We start from the raw sequence: 14,014 nt of genomic DNA on the forward strand, positions 1-14,014 counted from the left end.
CTTTCGGAAAACGGGTGTATGATGCGGCAGCCGGGAAATTCCCGGCTTTTTTGCGTCTGCATGTTTGATTGTTGTTGTGCGCTGCAGGCGTGACAGGTTTTTCGAGGAAAGTGCCCGACGAGGCCCGTTACAGGCCATTCGTCACGTCGCTCTTGCGCGTGGTTTATGCAGGGGCCGGGTATTTTCTGCTTCACTCAAGGCTCGCCCAAGGGCTGGCCGGGTCATAGGGGAATGGCGTAATGGCAACGGTAGACCGCTGGCTGCTGCCAGATGGCATCGAAGAAGTACTGCCACCAGAGGCTGCGCGTATTGAAATCGCGCGTCGCCAGGTGTTGGATCTGTTCCAGAGCTGGGGTTACGAGTTTGTCGTGACTCCCCATATCGAGTACCTGGAATCCCTGCTGACCGGCGCGGGCCAGGACCTGGATCTGCGCACCTTCAAGGTCATCGACCCGCAATCGGGCCGGCAAATGGGCTTTCGCGCCGACATCACGCCGCAAGTGGCGCGCATCGATGCGCATACCCTGCGCCGTGAAGGGCCGAGCCGCCTGTGCTACGCCGGCAGCGTGCTACATGCCCAGCCGCGTGCCTTGTCGTCTTCCCGTAGCCCGATCCAGCTGGGCGCCGAGTTATACGGCGATGCAAGCCCGAGCAGCGACGTCGAAGTCATCAGCCTGATGCTGGCGATGCTGCAGTTGGCTGACGTGCCGGATGTGCACATGGACCTGGGGCATGTCGGTATCTACCGTGGCCTGGCCCGTGCGGCGGGTCTGTCCGGTGAAGTTGAGCAACAGTTGTTCGATGCCCTGCAGCGCAAGGCTATCGACGAAGTGATCGCCCTGACCGAAGGTGTGCCTGCCGATCTGGCTGGCATGCTGCGTGCGCTGGTGGATCTGTGTGGTGGTCGCGAAGTACTGGTCGCCGCCCGTGAGCGCCTGGCCAAAGCGCCTGCGCCTGTATTGGCGGCGCTGGACGATGTGCTGGCGATTGCCGAGCAGTTGTCGGCGCGCTTCCCGCAGTTGCCTTTGTATTTCGACCTGGGTGAGTTGCGCGGCTACCACTACCACACCGGTGTGGTGTTCGCCGTGTTTGTGCCGGGTGTTGGCCAAGCCATTGCCCAGGGCGGTCGTTATGACGATATCGGCGCCGACTTCGGTCGTGCCCGTCCGGCAACTGGTTTTTCTACCGATTTGAAAACCCTGGTGACCCTGGGGCGTGCTGAAGTCGAGCTACCGTCTGGCGGTATCTGGATGCCAGACAGTACGGACGCGGCACTCTGGCAGCAGGTCTGCCAGTTGCGCAGCGAGGGTCAGCGTGTCGTCCAGGCTTTGCCTGGGCAGCCATTGGCCGCCGCCCGTGAAGCGGACTGCGACCGGCAATTGATTCAGCAGAACGGGCTTTGGCAAGTATCGCCACTGGCTTCTTGAGTTTTCCTGCCGGCCAACGCCGGCACCAAGTTTGCGCGAATGAGGACAAGTGTTATGGGTAAGAATGTCGTAGTCCTGGGCACCCAATGGGGTGATGAGGGCAAAGGCAAGATCGTTGATCTGCTGACCGAACATGCTGCCGCCGTAGTGCGCTACCAAGGTGGCCACAACGCTGGCCACACCCTGGTCATCGATGGCGAAAAAACCGTCTTGCACCTGATCCCGTCGGGCGTCCTGCGCGAAGGCGTGCAGTGCCTGATCGGCAATGGCGTGGTGGTTGCACCTGACGCCCTGTTGCGCGAGATCACCAAGCTGGAAGAGAAAGGCGTACCGGTGCGCGAGCGCCTGCGTATCAGCCCGTCCTGCCCGCTGATCCTGTCCTTCCACGTCGCCCTGGATCAGGCCCGTGAAAAGGCCCGTGGCGAGCTGAAGATCGGTACTACCGGTCGCGGCATCGGCCCGGCCTACGAAGACAAGGTTGCACGTCGTGGCCTGCGTGTGGGCGACTTGCTCAACATGCCGCGCTTTGAAGACAAGCTGCGTGAACTGGTGGATTACCACAACTTCATGCTGGTCGGTTACTACAAAGAGCCGGCCATTGAATTCGACAAGACCCTGGCTGAGTGCAAAGAGTACGCTGAGCTGCTCAAGCCGCTGATGCTGGACGTGACGGCCGAGCTGCACGACCTGCGTCGCGCCGGCAAAGACATCATGTTCGAAGGTGCCCAGGGTTCGTTGCTGGACATCGACCACGGTACCTACCCGTACGTGACCAGCTCCAACACCACCGCTGGTGGCGTGGCGACCGGTTCGGGTGTTGGCCCGATGTTCCTGGACTACATCCTGGGCATCACCAAGGCCTACACCACCCGCGTAGGTTCGGGTCCATTCCCGACTGAGCTGTTTGACGATGTCGGTGCGCACCTTGCCAAACAGGGTCACGAGTTCGGCGCGACTACCGGTCGTGCTCGTCGTTGTGGCTGGTTCGACGCCGTTATCCTGCGCCGCGCTATCGATGTGAACAGCATCTCGGGCATCTGCCTGACCAAGCTGGACGTGCTCGACGGTCTGGAAGCCATCAACATCTGCATCGGCTACAAAGATGCAGACGGTAACGATGTTGCCCCGACTGACGCCGACAGCTACGTGGGCCTGCAGCCGGTGTACGAAGAAGTGCCGGGCTGGACCGAGTCGACCGTGGGTGCCAAGACCCTGGAAGAGCTGCCTGCCAACGCCCGTGCCTACATCAAGCGCGTTGAACAGTTGATCGGCGCGCCGATCGACATTATTTCGACGGGCCCGGACCGCAACGAGACCATCGTCCTGCGTCATCCGTTCGCTTAATAAGCTGTTGATGTAAAAAGCAAAGGGCCCCTTCGGGGGCCCTTTGTCGTTTCTGTCTCGGGCACGGCACGACCCTTGCTATGTTTCTCTCTTTCGCGGTGCTATCAATTTAATGGCACCCGTGGTGGAGGGATTCCCGATGTCTGCCGTTCTCTCATTGTTACAAAGCCGGTTGTTGCGACCGGTGTTCGTTACCCTTGGTATCGCTCTTTTGGTGCAAGTGCTGGTGGCGGTCGCCCTGACCCGGAGCACAGTCACGGCCCTGGAAGCCGATTTGGGCAAGCGCCTGGGCGTCGACAGCCAGAAACTGTCGGGCGAATTGACGCAGGCGGGCAAGGAAGTGATGTCCAGCCTGGACAGCTTATCGACCAGTATCAGTGACCGCCTGACTGCCGGGCTTTCTGCGCGTTTGAAGCAAGAGCAGCAGCAACTGCGTGCGACCCTGGAAAAGGACCTGAAAGACTCTGCCAACGACATGGCGCAGTTGCTGGCCTCGGTTGCACCGCGTGCGATGTGGGACAGTGATGTTCCGGCACTGTCGGAATTCGCCCGGCGCGCCCAGCGCAATCCCAATGTGTTGTTTGTGGTGTATGACGACGCTACTGGCCAGCATCTGACCCGTTATCTGAACCGGGAAAACCCGATCAACAAGGCGCTGTTGGAGAAAGGCGAGGGTGACCGTGCGTTGGATAAAGTGTTGAATGCCGCGAAAAACGACCCTTCGGTGTACTACGTCGAAGCCTCTATCAGCCCCAATGGCGTGGAGATCGGCAAGGTGCTCATGGGGGTTTCCACTGCGGCGGTGGAGGCTGACCTGACGGCGCTGGACCAGCGCTTTGCTGCGCTGATCGCCAGCGGCGGTCAATTGGTGGGGGATAGCCTCAAGGGCGCAGCGGCCGACAGTGCGGCAGCCATGGGCGCCCGCCTGCAGTCGGCGCAAGCCACGGCCACGGAAATGACGGCCAACACCTCGGGTGCGGTACAGGAGGCCGCGCAAGCCTTGCGCTGGCGCATCGGCCTGGGCCTGGCGGTGGTTGGCCTGGGCGTATTGTTGCTGATTGCCGTGGTGCTTGGGCGGCGTGTGGTCAACCGCTTGAAACTGCTGATTGCGGCCATGGATGATCTGGCGGCGGGTGAGGGCGACCTGACCAAGCGTGTGCAGATCAACAGCCAGGATGAAATCGGCGCCATGGCCTCGGCGGTCAATCGCTTTGTGGATAAGTTGCAGCCCATTGTGCGGGAGGCGGGTGATGTGGCGCAGCGTACCGGTGTGGAAATCGGCGCGATGACTCTGCGCAACGCCGGTGCCGATGCGGCGGCGGGCTTGCAGCGCGATGAAGTGGCCGAAAGTCTGCGGGCCCTGTCGCAAATGGCTGATGAGGCCCAAGCCGAAAGCCATGCCATGCAGGCCGCGTTGCAGCAGGTGGTGGATATTCGCCAGGCCACCGATGAAAATTCGCGGACCTCGGCCGAGGTCGGCAGTTTGATCGAGGCATTGGCGGGCCAGGTGCAGGCCGGCTCCAAGGTGATCGAGCGCCTGGCCCAGCAAAGCGAGCAGATTGAAGTGGTGCTGACGGTGATCCACGGCATCGCCGAGCAGACCAACCTGCTGGCCCTGAACGCGGCTATCGAAGCGGCGCGGGCCGGTGAGACCGGGCGTGGTTTTGCGGTGGTGGCGGACGAAGTGCGCGCGCTGGCCAGTAAAACCCAAAGCTCCACGGGCGATATCCAGGCGCATATCGTGGCGCTGCAACAAGGCGCGCGCGAGGCGGTGGAAACCATCGGCAAGGCCGGACGCCAGGCCAGTGAGGGGCTGCTGGTACTGCGCGACAGCGTGCGCTTGCAGCAAACGGTACAGGCCTCGGTTGAGCAGGTGCATGCGGCGATAGGCCTGGCGACTCGGGCTGCCGAGCATCAGGCCCAGGGCGCGCATGCGGTGCGTGGTCGGGTCGAAGTGATCCACGCCCAGGCCGAGCGTGCGGCCCAGGCGGTGGTGGAAACCACCGCCAGTGGCAAGGTGCTGGATGGGTTGGCGGCGCAGTTGAAGGCCAGCCTGGGGCAGTTTCGGGCCTGAGGTTGGCTGCTCGGGCCTCATCGCGGGCAAGCCCGCTCCCACAGGTAATCGCGTTCCAATGTGGGAGCGGGCTTGCCCGCGATTGCGGCCTCAGCGGCTCAGATACATCCGCGTCGTGAGCAGATAGACGGGCAACCCCGACACCACAATCAACAACGCTGCATAAGGCGCCGCCGCCGCAAACTCCACATTCGAGGTATGCGCCCACACGGCAGTGGCCAAGGTATTGAGCCCGGTCGGGCTAAGCAGCAGGGTCGCGGTCAATTCCTTCATCGCATCGAGGAACACCAGCGCAAACGCGGCCCCCAATGCCGGAAAGATAATCGGCAAGGTCACCCGGCAAAATGCGCTGAATGACGATGCACCCAGCGTGCGGGCCGCTTCCTCCAGTTGGGGCGCCGCCTTGTTCAGCGCGGTCCGGATCGGCGCCTGGGCCAGCGGCAAGAACAGCAATGCATATGCGATCAACAGCAGTGCCGAGGTCTGATACAGCGCCGGCACGTAATGCAGGGCGAAATACACCAGGGTCAAGGCAATCACCAGGCCGGGCAGGGCGTGCAGCAGGTAGGGCAGGCGTTCGGCCCACAGCGCCAGTTGGCCCTTGTAGCGCACCACCAGCAAGCCGACTGGCACCGCCAGCGCCAGGCAAAGTGCGGCGCCGCCCAGGGACAAGGCCAGGGACGACAGCAACGCCTCACTGATTTGCGCGACCGGGAAGGCGGCCGAAGAACCGACGGCCAGCCAGTAACCGAGCATCCCCAGTGGAATGCCGCTGCCAATGATCGCCAGCATCAAGCAATAAAGCTGACCCAGTGGCGCCCATTTTCCCAGTCGAACCTGCTCGGCATGCCGCGCCGCGCCTTGCCCGGTGCGCACATGGCGGCCCTTGCCGCGCACGCGCAATTCCAGCCAGAGCAGGGTCAGGCACATCATCAGCAACACCGCAGACAGCATCGCCGCGTTGGCATTGCTGAACTCCAGTTCGAACTGCTGGTAGATCGCCGTGGTGAAGGTTTGCAGGCCGATGATCGACAGGGCTCCGAATTCCACCAGCATATGCAAGGCAATCAGCAGGGCGCCGGCCAGCAGCGACGGCCACAACAGCGGCAAAGTAATGCGAAAGAACACGCCCCAGCGATTGAGCCCCAGGGTGCGGGCCGACTCTTCCAGGGACGGATCGAGGTTGCGCAGGGTGGCCGCTACCGGCAAAAACACCAGAGGGTACTTGGACAGGGTCATCACCAGGATCGCTCCGCCAAGGCCTTCGAACTGGGCACTCAGCGACACCCAGGTAAAGCTGCTGACAAACGCCGGCACGGCAAACGGCAGGCACAAAATCACGCCCCAGATGCGCCGGCCCGGGAGGTTACTGCGCTCCAGCAGCCAGGCCAGGGACAGGCCGATCACGGCGCAGGCCACGGTCACGCCGATCATCAGTGCCAAAGTATTGCGCAGCAACCCGAACACATACGGTCGCCACAGCAGATGCACTGCCTCGGCCCAGCCGGCTTGCCAGGCCTTGAGGCCTACATACACCAACGGCAGCAGGCTCAGGCCGACCAACAGTAAGACCGGCAGCAGCAACCAGATCGAGGGGCGCTTGCGCCGTGGGCTAAAACCCCCGCGCAAGGCGGGGGTCGGTAGCGATGGGTTCATCAGTTCAGGCCAACCTCACGTTCCAGCTCCAGGGCTTCTTCGGCATTGCCCAGGTCGGCGGGAGTGATTTTCGGCGGTTGCAGTTCGCTAAATGGCTTGAGGCCGCGATTGGATTCCATGCCTTTGCGCAGCGGGTATTCGGCGGACGTGTTGGTAATCACGCGCTGGCCTTCTTCGCTGGCCATGAACGCCAGCAGTTGCTGGGCTTCCTTGGGGTGCTTGCTGGATTTCAGTGCTGCTGCTGCGGATACGGTAATCAGGCCGCCGGCATCGCCATCGGTGAAGTAGTGCAGTTGCGAATCCAGGTTGGTCTTTTCCTTTTTCAGGGCAAACCAGTAGTAGTTGTTCACCAGCACCGTGGCCACTTCGCCGTTTTCCACGGCTTTGAGGGCGACCATATTGTTGCTGTAGACCTTGCCGAACGCGCGCAGGCCGGTGAGCCATTCTTCGGCGGCGTCGCGCCCGTGCATCTTGAGGATCGCGACGGCTTGTTCCTGGAAGGCGCCGCTGGTTGGGACGAAGCCAACCTTGCCTTGCCACTCGGGGCCGGCAAAATCCAGCACCGACTTGGGCAGTTGGTCTTCCTTGATCAGTTTCGGGTTGAAGGCCACGACCCGGGTGCGTGCGGTCACGCCCATCCAGGCGCCGTCGGCGGCCACGTATTCCTTGGGTAATACATCTAGCGTGCTGGCATCGATGGTCGCCAGCAGGCCTTGTTCGCCGAGTTTGTTCAGCGGCGGGGACTCTTCGGTGTAGATCACGTCGGCAGGGGAGCGATCACCCTCTTCAACGACCTGGCTGGCCAGTTGGTTGCTGCTGCCCTTGCGCACATTCACATGGATGCCAGTCTTGGCCTCGAAGGCCTTGGCGAGTTCATCGCCGACTTCCTTGTGCTGGCCGTTGTATAGGGTCAGTTCAACCTTGTCGGCGGAATAGGCGGTGGGCGAGAGTAGGGTCAGGCCGAGCAGAGTGATGGTCAGGCCACGCAGAAGGGATGTCTTGAGACGGATATCGCGGATCATCATCCGGGGTGTTCCTCACTTGTATGCAACAAATTCTTACAAGGATAAACGATAAACCTTCTCAAGTCCGGGCATGGCTGGAATTGCTGGCAGAGTTTTTAAACCCCAGAAACGAAAAAACCCGCTTTCGCGGGTTTGATCTGAATTTGGTGCCCAGGAGAAGACTCGAACTTCCACGACCTTGCGATCACCAGCACCTGAAGCTGGCGTGTCTACCAATTTCACCACCTGGGCATTATCAAACAACGTTGCCGCTGTTGATGGGGCGAACTATACGGCGGGCTTTTTGATCTGTAAACCCCTGATTTGATTTTATAAATCAAATTTTCAGTTAAAAATCAAAGGCCTGTAACGCAAAAACCCGCTTTCGCGGGTTTTTGTGAAACTCAAGGCTGACCTTGGGTTTTGAATTGGTGCCCAGAAGAAGACTCGAACTTCCACGACCTTGCGGTCACCAGCACCTGAAGCTGGCGTGTCTACCAATTTCACCATCTGGGCAGTATCTTCAACGTTGCCGTCGTCGATGGCGCGCACTATACGGAGTGACTTTTACGCTGTAAACCCCCGTCATCAAAAAAGCCTGGAAAATTTCGCGGGCGGTCGCGCAAGGTGGCTTACTGGGGCTATAAAACGCATTTCCCGGCTAGTTATTGCTGGAAATTTCCCGTTTCAATACGCGTATGCCAAACTAACCCACATATAGACAAGGTGAAAACTCTCTAATGGCCGATTGGCAGTCCCTCGATCCCGAGGCCGCTCGTGAAGCGGAAAAATATGAAAACCCTATTCCTAGCCGCGAACTGATCCTGGCGCATCTCGCCGATCGGGGTTCGCCTGCTAGCCGCGAGCAGCTGGTTGAAGAATTCGGTCTGACCACCGAAGACCAGGTCGAAGCGCTGCGCCGCCGCCTGCGCGCCATGGAGCGCGATGCACAGTTGATCTACACCCGTCGTGGCACCTACGCCCCGGTGGACAAGCTCGACCTGATCCTTGGCCGCATTGCCGGTCACCGTGATGGCTTCGGCTTCCTGATCCCTGACGATGGCAGCGATGACCTGTTCATGAGCCCGGCGCAAATGCGCCTGGTATTCGATGGCGACCGTGCCCTGGCGCGCGTGTCCGGCCTGGACCGTCGCGGTCGCCGTGAAGGCGTGATCGTCGAAGTGGTGTCCCGTGCCCACGAGTCCATCGTCGGTCGTTACTTCGAAGAAGGCGGCATCGGCTTCGTGATTCCGGACAACCCGAAGGTCCAGCAGGAAGTGCTGGTAACCCCGGGCCGCAATGGCGCTGCCAAGGTCGGTCAGTTTGTCGAGGTGAAAATCACCCACTGGCCAACCCCGCGCTTCCAGCCACAGGGCGATATCGTCGAAGTGGTCGGCAACTACATGGCGCCGGGCATGGAAATCGATGTTGCGCTGCGCACCTACGATATCCCGCACGTCTGGCCTGAGGCCGTGCTCAAGGAAGCCGCCAAGCTCAAGCCGGAAGTCGAAGAAAAAGACAAAGAGAAGCGCATCGACCTGCGCCATCTGCCGTTCGTCACCATTGACGGTGAAGATGCCCGCGACTTCGACGATGCGGTCTACTGCGAAGCCAAGCCCGGCAAACTGCGCCTGTTCTCCGGCGGCTGGAAGTTGTTCGTCGCGATTGCTGACGTATCCAGCTACGTGAAGATCGGTTCGGCCCTGGATAACGAAGCCCAGGTGCGCGGCAACTCCGTGTACTTCCCTGAGCGCGTGATCCCGATGCTGCCGGAGCAGCTGTCCAACGGCCTGTGCTCCCTGAACCCGAAAGTCGACCGTTTGGCCATGGTGTGCGAGATGAGCATCTCGAAAACCGGCGAAATGACCGACTACCAGTTCTACGAAGCGGTGATCCATTCCCAGGCGCGCCTGACCTACAACAAGGTCAGCACCATCCTGGAAACGCCGAAGACCAGCGAAGCCAAGGCTTTGCGCACCCAGTATGCAGACGTAGTCCCGCACCTCAAGCAGCTGTACTCGCTGTACAAGGTGTTGCTGGGCGCTCGTCATGTGCGTGGCGCGATCGATTTTGAAACCCAGGAAACCCGGATCATCTTCGGTTCCGAGCGCAAAATCGCCGAGATCACGCCGACCACCCGTAATGACGCGCACAAGCTGATCGAGGAATGCATGCTGGCGGCCAACGTGGCCACCGCTGAGTTCCTGAAAAAGCACGAGATTCCTGCGTTGTATCGGGTCCACGATGGTCCGCCGCCGGAGCGCCTGGAAAAGCTGCGCGCCTTCCTCGGCGAGCTCGGCCTGTCGCTGCACAAAGGCAAGGACGGCCCATCGCCGAAGGATTACCAGGCTTTGCTGGCCAGCATCAAGGATCGTCCGGATTTCCACTTGATCCAGACCGTGATGCTGCGTTCCCTCAGCCAGGCAGTGTACAGCGCCGACAATCAGGGCCACTTCGGCCTGAATTACGAGGCGTACACGCACTTCACCTCGCCGATCCGTCGCTACCCGGACCTGCTCACGCACCGCGCAATCCGCAGCGTGATCCATTCCAAGCAGAACACCCCGCACGTCAAGCGCGCCGGTGCCATGACCATTCCGAAGGCACGGATCTATCCGTACGACGAAGCGGCCCTGGAACAGTTGGGCGAGCAGTGCTCCATGAGCGAGCGCCGTGCCGACGAAGCCACTCGCGATGTGGTGAACTGGCTCAAGTGCGAGTTCATGAAAGACCGCGTAGGCGAGTCGTTCCCGGGTGTGATCACCGCCGTGACCGGCTTTGGCTTGTTCGTCGAGCTGACCGACATCTACGTCGAAGGCCTGGTGCACGTCACCGCCTTGCCGGGTGACTACTACCACTTCGACCCTGTGCATCACCGCCTGGCGGGCGAGCGCACCGGTCGCAGCTTCCGTTTGGGCGATACCGTCGAAGTGCGGGTCATGCGCGTCGATCTCGACGAACGCAAGATCGACTTCGAGATGGCTGAAAAAACCATCGACGCTCCGATTGGCCGCAAAAAGCGTGGTGCTGAAACTGCAGCACCGGCGAAAAAAGGCGCTCCGGCGAAAGCTGCCGCTGCAGCTGAGCCAGCCGCCAAGCCTGCTCGTCGCTCGTCGACCAAGGAAAAGGTCAGCGATGCTTACCGTCCTAGCGATGCCGCGGCGAAAAACGCCGAGCTGCGCAAGAGTCGCGAATTGAAGCAGCAGTTGCTCAACGAAGCCAAAAGCGGTGGTAAAGCGGCGTCTGGGGGAAAGTCCCAGGGCGCCGACAAACCGTCGAGCAAACCGAGTAAGCACCGTAAAGGCCCGCCTAAGGCGGGTTCGGCCCCTGCGAAAAGCGGCGGGTCGCGCAAACCTAAGGCCAAGTCATGAGTCTGGAAAAAATCTACGGCGTGCACGCCGTAGAAGCGTTGTTGCGTCACCATCCCAAGCGCGTCAAGCAAGTGTGGCTGGCCGAAGGTCGTAGCGAGCCGCGCGTGCAAGCGCTGGTCGAGCTGGCCAACCAGAACAAGGTTGCCATCGGCCAGGCCGAGCGTCGTGAAATGGACGTCTGGGTCGAAGGCGTGCACCAGGGCGTGGTCGCGGACGTGAGTCCGAGCCAGGTCTGGGGCGAGGCGATGCTCGACGAGCTGCTCGATCGCACCGAAGGCGCGCCGCTGTTGCTGGTGCTTGACGGGGTGACCGATCCGCACAACCTCGGCGCCTGCCTGCGTTCGGCGGACGCTGCCGGTGCGTTGGCGGTGATCGTGCCTAAAGACAAGTCGGCCACGTTGACGCCGGTGGTACGTAAAGTCGCCTGCGGCGCGGCGGAAGTGATTCCGCTGGTGGCCGTGACCAATCTGGCGCGCACCCTGGAAAAACTCCAGCAGCGCGGCTTGTGGGTTGTGGGTACGGCGGGGGAGGCCGAGGTCAGCATCTATGACCAGGACCTTACCGGCCCGACCATCTTGATCATGGGGGCAGAAGGCAAGGGTATGCGTCGCCTGACCCGTGAGCATTGCGATTACCTGGTGCACTTGCCGATGGCCGGTAGCGTCAGCAGCCTCAACGTTTCAGTCGCAACGGGCGTCTGCCTGTTCGAAGCCCAGCGCCAGCGCGGCGCCAAGGCCAAGACCAAGAAGTAATCAGGCCTGGCACAGGTCCAAATGTGGGAGCGGGCTTGCTCGCGAATGCGCAGTGTCAGTCGCCATAAATGTTGGCTGGCCTAACGTATTCGCGAGCAAGCCCGCTCCCACACTGGTTTTGCATCGCTTGAAAGATTGTTCAAATAATCACCAATTGCCTTGCACCCTTTCTTCCCCTTCTCTACAATTGCGCCCCTTGCCTTCCCGGCGGGCACGCATGTGCCTCCCAGCGGCAAGATTCCTAAGTGTCATTCACTCCTTGTCTGACCGTTTTTGAGCGGCAGGCTACAACCCGTAAGGAGCATTCATGCGTCATTACGAAATCATCTTTTTGGTCCACCCGGATCAAAGCGAGCAAGTCGGCGGCATGGTTGAGCGTTACACCAAGCTGATCGAAGAAGACGGCGGCAAAATCCACCGTCTGGAAGATTGGGGCCGTCGTCAACTGGCCTACGCAATCAACAATGTTCACAAGGCTCACTACGTGATGCTGAACGTTGAGTGCACTGGCAAGGCCCTGGCCGAGCTGGAAGACAACTTCCGCTACAACGATGCAGTGATCCGTAACCTGGTCATCCGTCGCGAAGAAGCCGTTACCGGCCAATCCGAGATGCTCAAGGCTGAAGAAAACCGCAGTGAGCGCCGTGAGCGTCGCGACCGTCCTGAGCACGAAGGCGCTGAAAGCGCTGATAGTGATGACAGCGACAACAGCGATAACGCTGACGAGTAATCCACGGACCTTATTAAGGAGCCTATCAAATGGCACGTTTCTTCCGTCGTCGTAAGTTTTGCCGCTTCACCGCTGAAGAAGTGAAGGAGATCGACTACAAAGATCTCAACACTCTGAAAGCCTACGTATCCGAGACCGGCAAAATTGTTCCAAGCCGTATCACCGGTACCAAAGCTCGTTATCAGCGTCAGCTGGCCACCGCTATCAAGCGCGCCCGCTTCCTGGCCCTGCTGGCCTACACCGACAGCCACGGCCGCTGAGACCGGGCAGTCGACAAGTAGTAAGGGATTGAATGCATGCGCGCCTTAGCTGAGTTCATCATGCGCGGTCGTGTGCAGGCCACTCTGGTAGTGGCTGGATGTGCAGCGTTGCCGTTGTTGTATTGGTTGGGTGCTGCCGCAGGAAGCCTTGTGCTGCTGCGGCGCGGTTTGAAGGACGCCTTGGGCGTCCTTGCCCTGGGGTTGCTGCCGGCCTTGATCTGGTGGCTGCAATTCGACGATCCACGGGTACTTCTGGTACTGCTGGGGTCTTCGAGCCTTGCGTTGGTTCTGCGCGCAAGTGAGTCCTGGGTCCGTACGCTGCTGGTCAGCGTGGCATTGGGAGTGGTGTATTCAGTGGTGCTTGGCGCGGCTTTCCGCCCGCAAATCGAGGCGCTGTCGCAGGAGTTGGTAAAAATCCTGCCACTGGCCCTCGGGGATCTCTACCAGCAATTGTCGGTAGATGAGCGAGCGCGCATGGCCACACTGATTGCTCCGGTCCTTACCGGCCTGATAGCGGCACTGTTGCAGATCGTCAGTGTGCTGAGCCTGATTCTTGGGCGCTACTGGCAGGCGTTGTTGTATAACCCGGGTGGTTTTGGTCGCGAGTTTCGCAGTATCAGAATCCCCGCAGGCCCAGCGATGTTGCTGCTGGCGTGCATGCTTGTGGGGCCGAACTTCGGCCCGCAAATGGCCATGTTGACGCCGTTGTGCAGCGTACCGCTGGTGATTGCCGGGCTGGCCCTGATACACGGGCTGGTGGCGCAAAAGCGCCTGGCCAAGTTCTGGCTGGTGGGGTTGTACGTGACGCTGTTGCTGTTTATGCAACTGATCTATCCGTTACTCGTGGTCTTGGCCATTGTCGACGGCCTGATTGATTTTCGCGGTCGTCTGGCGCCGAAAGACGCCGATAACGCGAACGGTGAAGGTTAAAAGTTAGAGGATTTTCACATGCAACTGATCCTTCTGGAAAAAGTCGCCAACCTGGGCAACCTGGGCGACAAAGTAAACGTTAAGGCCGGCTACGGTCGTAACTACCTGCTGCCATACGGCAAAGCCACCGCTGCAACCGCTGCCAACCTGGCCGCGTTTGAAGAGCGTCGCGCTGAGCTGGAAAAAGCCGCAGCAGACAAAAAAGCTTCGGCTGAAACCCGTGCTGCCCAACTGGCCGAGCTGGAAGTGACTATCACTGCCACCGCTGGCGACGAAGGCAAGCTGTTCGGTTCGATCGGTACTCACGACATCGCTGACGCACTGACCGCCTCCGGCGTTGAAGTGCAGAAGAGCGAAGTTCGTCTGCCGAACGGCACCATCCGCAACGTAGGCGAATTCGACGTAGCCGTGCACCTGCACGCTGAAGTTGAAGCCACCGTACGCGTTGTCGTGGTAGCAGCTTAAG

General features: G+C 60.5%; 11 protein-coding genes and 2 tRNA genes. 9 read left to right on the top strand and 4 right to left on the bottom strand.

What is annotated here, in order from left to right:
* Window positions 1–239: 239 nt before the first annotated feature.
* The 3 genes from GDV60_RS03400 (at window position 240) to GDV60_RS03410 (ending at window position 4,845) form a co-directional block, all read left to right on the top strand.
* A complete protein-coding gene (locus GDV60_RS03400; RefSeq protein ID WP_159906291.1) occupies window positions 240–1,427 on the top strand; it encodes an ATP phosphoribosyltransferase regulatory subunit in 1,188 nt (395 codons plus the stop codon).
* Window positions 1,428–1,481: 54 nt separating this feature from the next.
* The gene (locus tag GDV60_RS03405; RefSeq protein ID WP_092233048.1) at window positions 1,482–2,771 is read left to right on the top strand and encodes an adenylosuccinate synthase; all 1,290 of its coding nucleotides are present in this window, start codon (window positions 1,482–1,484) and stop codon (window positions 2,769–2,771) included.
* Between the two features lie 139 nt (window positions 2,772–2,910).
* Window positions 2,911–4,845, top strand: coding sequence for a methyl-accepting chemotaxis protein (locus tag GDV60_RS03410; protein WP_159906293.1), 1,935 nt, complete (start codon window positions 2,911–2,913; stop codon window positions 4,843–4,845).
* A 90-nt stretch (window positions 4,846–4,935) separates the two neighbouring features.
* Here GDV60_RS03410 and GDV60_RS03415 read toward each other — a convergent pair whose 3' ends face one another.
* The 4 genes from GDV60_RS03415 to GDV60_RS03430 form a co-directional block, all read right to left on the bottom strand.
* Window positions 4,936–6,501: an iron ABC transporter permease gene (locus GDV60_RS03415; RefSeq protein ID WP_104911466.1), complete on the bottom strand. Its 1,566-nt coding sequence runs from the start codon at window positions 6,499–6,501 to the stop codon at window positions 4,936–4,938.
* Window positions 6,501–7,526: an extracellular solute-binding protein gene (locus GDV60_RS03420; RefSeq protein ID WP_159906295.1), complete on the bottom strand. Its 1,026-nt coding sequence runs from the start codon at window positions 7,524–7,526 to the stop codon at window positions 6,501–6,503. The genes GDV60_RS03415 and GDV60_RS03420 overlap by 1 nt, the downstream gene beginning before the upstream one ends.
* A gap of 144 nt (window positions 7,527–7,670) precedes the next feature.
* Window positions 7,671–7,757 (bottom strand) — tRNA-Leu (locus GDV60_RS03425).
* Between the two features lie 177 nt (window positions 7,758–7,934).
* Window positions 7,935–8,021, bottom strand: a tRNA-Leu gene (locus tag GDV60_RS03430).
* Window positions 8,022–8,245: 224 nt separating this feature from the next.
* On the opposite strand from GDV60_RS03430, the gene rnr reads away from it, so the two are divergent.
* The 6 genes from rnr (at window position 8,246) to rplI (ending at window position 14,013) form a co-directional block, all read left to right on the top strand.
* Window positions 8,246–10,876: a ribonuclease R gene (gene rnr, locus GDV60_RS03435; RefSeq protein WP_159906297.1), complete on the top strand. Its 2,631-nt coding sequence runs from the start codon at window positions 8,246–8,248 to the stop codon at window positions 10,874–10,876.
* Window positions 10,873–11,628 (top strand): 23S rRNA (guanosine(2251)-2'-O)-methyltransferase RlmB, encoded by a 756-nt coding sequence (gene rlmB, locus GDV60_RS03440; RefSeq protein ID WP_032862039.1) that lies wholly within the window; start codon window positions 10,873–10,875, stop codon window positions 11,626–11,628. Before rnr ends, rlmB begins: the two co-directional genes overlap by 4 nt.
* A gap of 307 nt (window positions 11,629–11,935) precedes the next feature.
* Complete coding sequence (gene rpsF, locus GDV60_RS03445) at window positions 11,936–12,358, top strand: 30S ribosomal protein S6 (RefSeq protein WP_003217491.1); 423 nt, start codon at window positions 11,936–11,938, stop codon at window positions 12,356–12,358.
* A gap of 29 nt (window positions 12,359–12,387) precedes the next feature.
* The gene (rpsR, locus tag GDV60_RS03450; protein ID WP_003171373.1) at window positions 12,388–12,618 is read left to right on the top strand and encodes a 30S ribosomal protein S18; all 231 of its coding nucleotides are present in this window, start codon (window positions 12,388–12,390) and stop codon (window positions 12,616–12,618) included.
* A 36-nt stretch (window positions 12,619–12,654) separates the two neighbouring features.
* Complete coding sequence (locus tag GDV60_RS03455) at window positions 12,655–13,548, top strand: hypothetical protein (RefSeq protein WP_029299607.1); 894 nt, start codon at window positions 12,655–12,657, stop codon at window positions 13,546–13,548.
* A gap of 18 nt (window positions 13,549–13,566) precedes the next feature.
* The gene (gene rplI, locus GDV60_RS03460) at window positions 13,567–14,013 is read left to right on the top strand and encodes a 50S ribosomal protein L9 (protein ID WP_003171376.1); all 447 of its coding nucleotides are present in this window, start codon (window positions 13,567–13,569) and stop codon (window positions 14,011–14,013) included.
* The last annotated feature ends 1 nt before the right edge of the window (window position 14,014 follow it).

The organism is Pseudomonas sp. DTU12.1 (assembly GCF_009873475.1).
Classification (GTDB): Bacteria; Pseudomonadota; Gammaproteobacteria; order Pseudomonadales; family Pseudomonadaceae; genus Aquipseudomonas; species Aquipseudomonas proteolytica.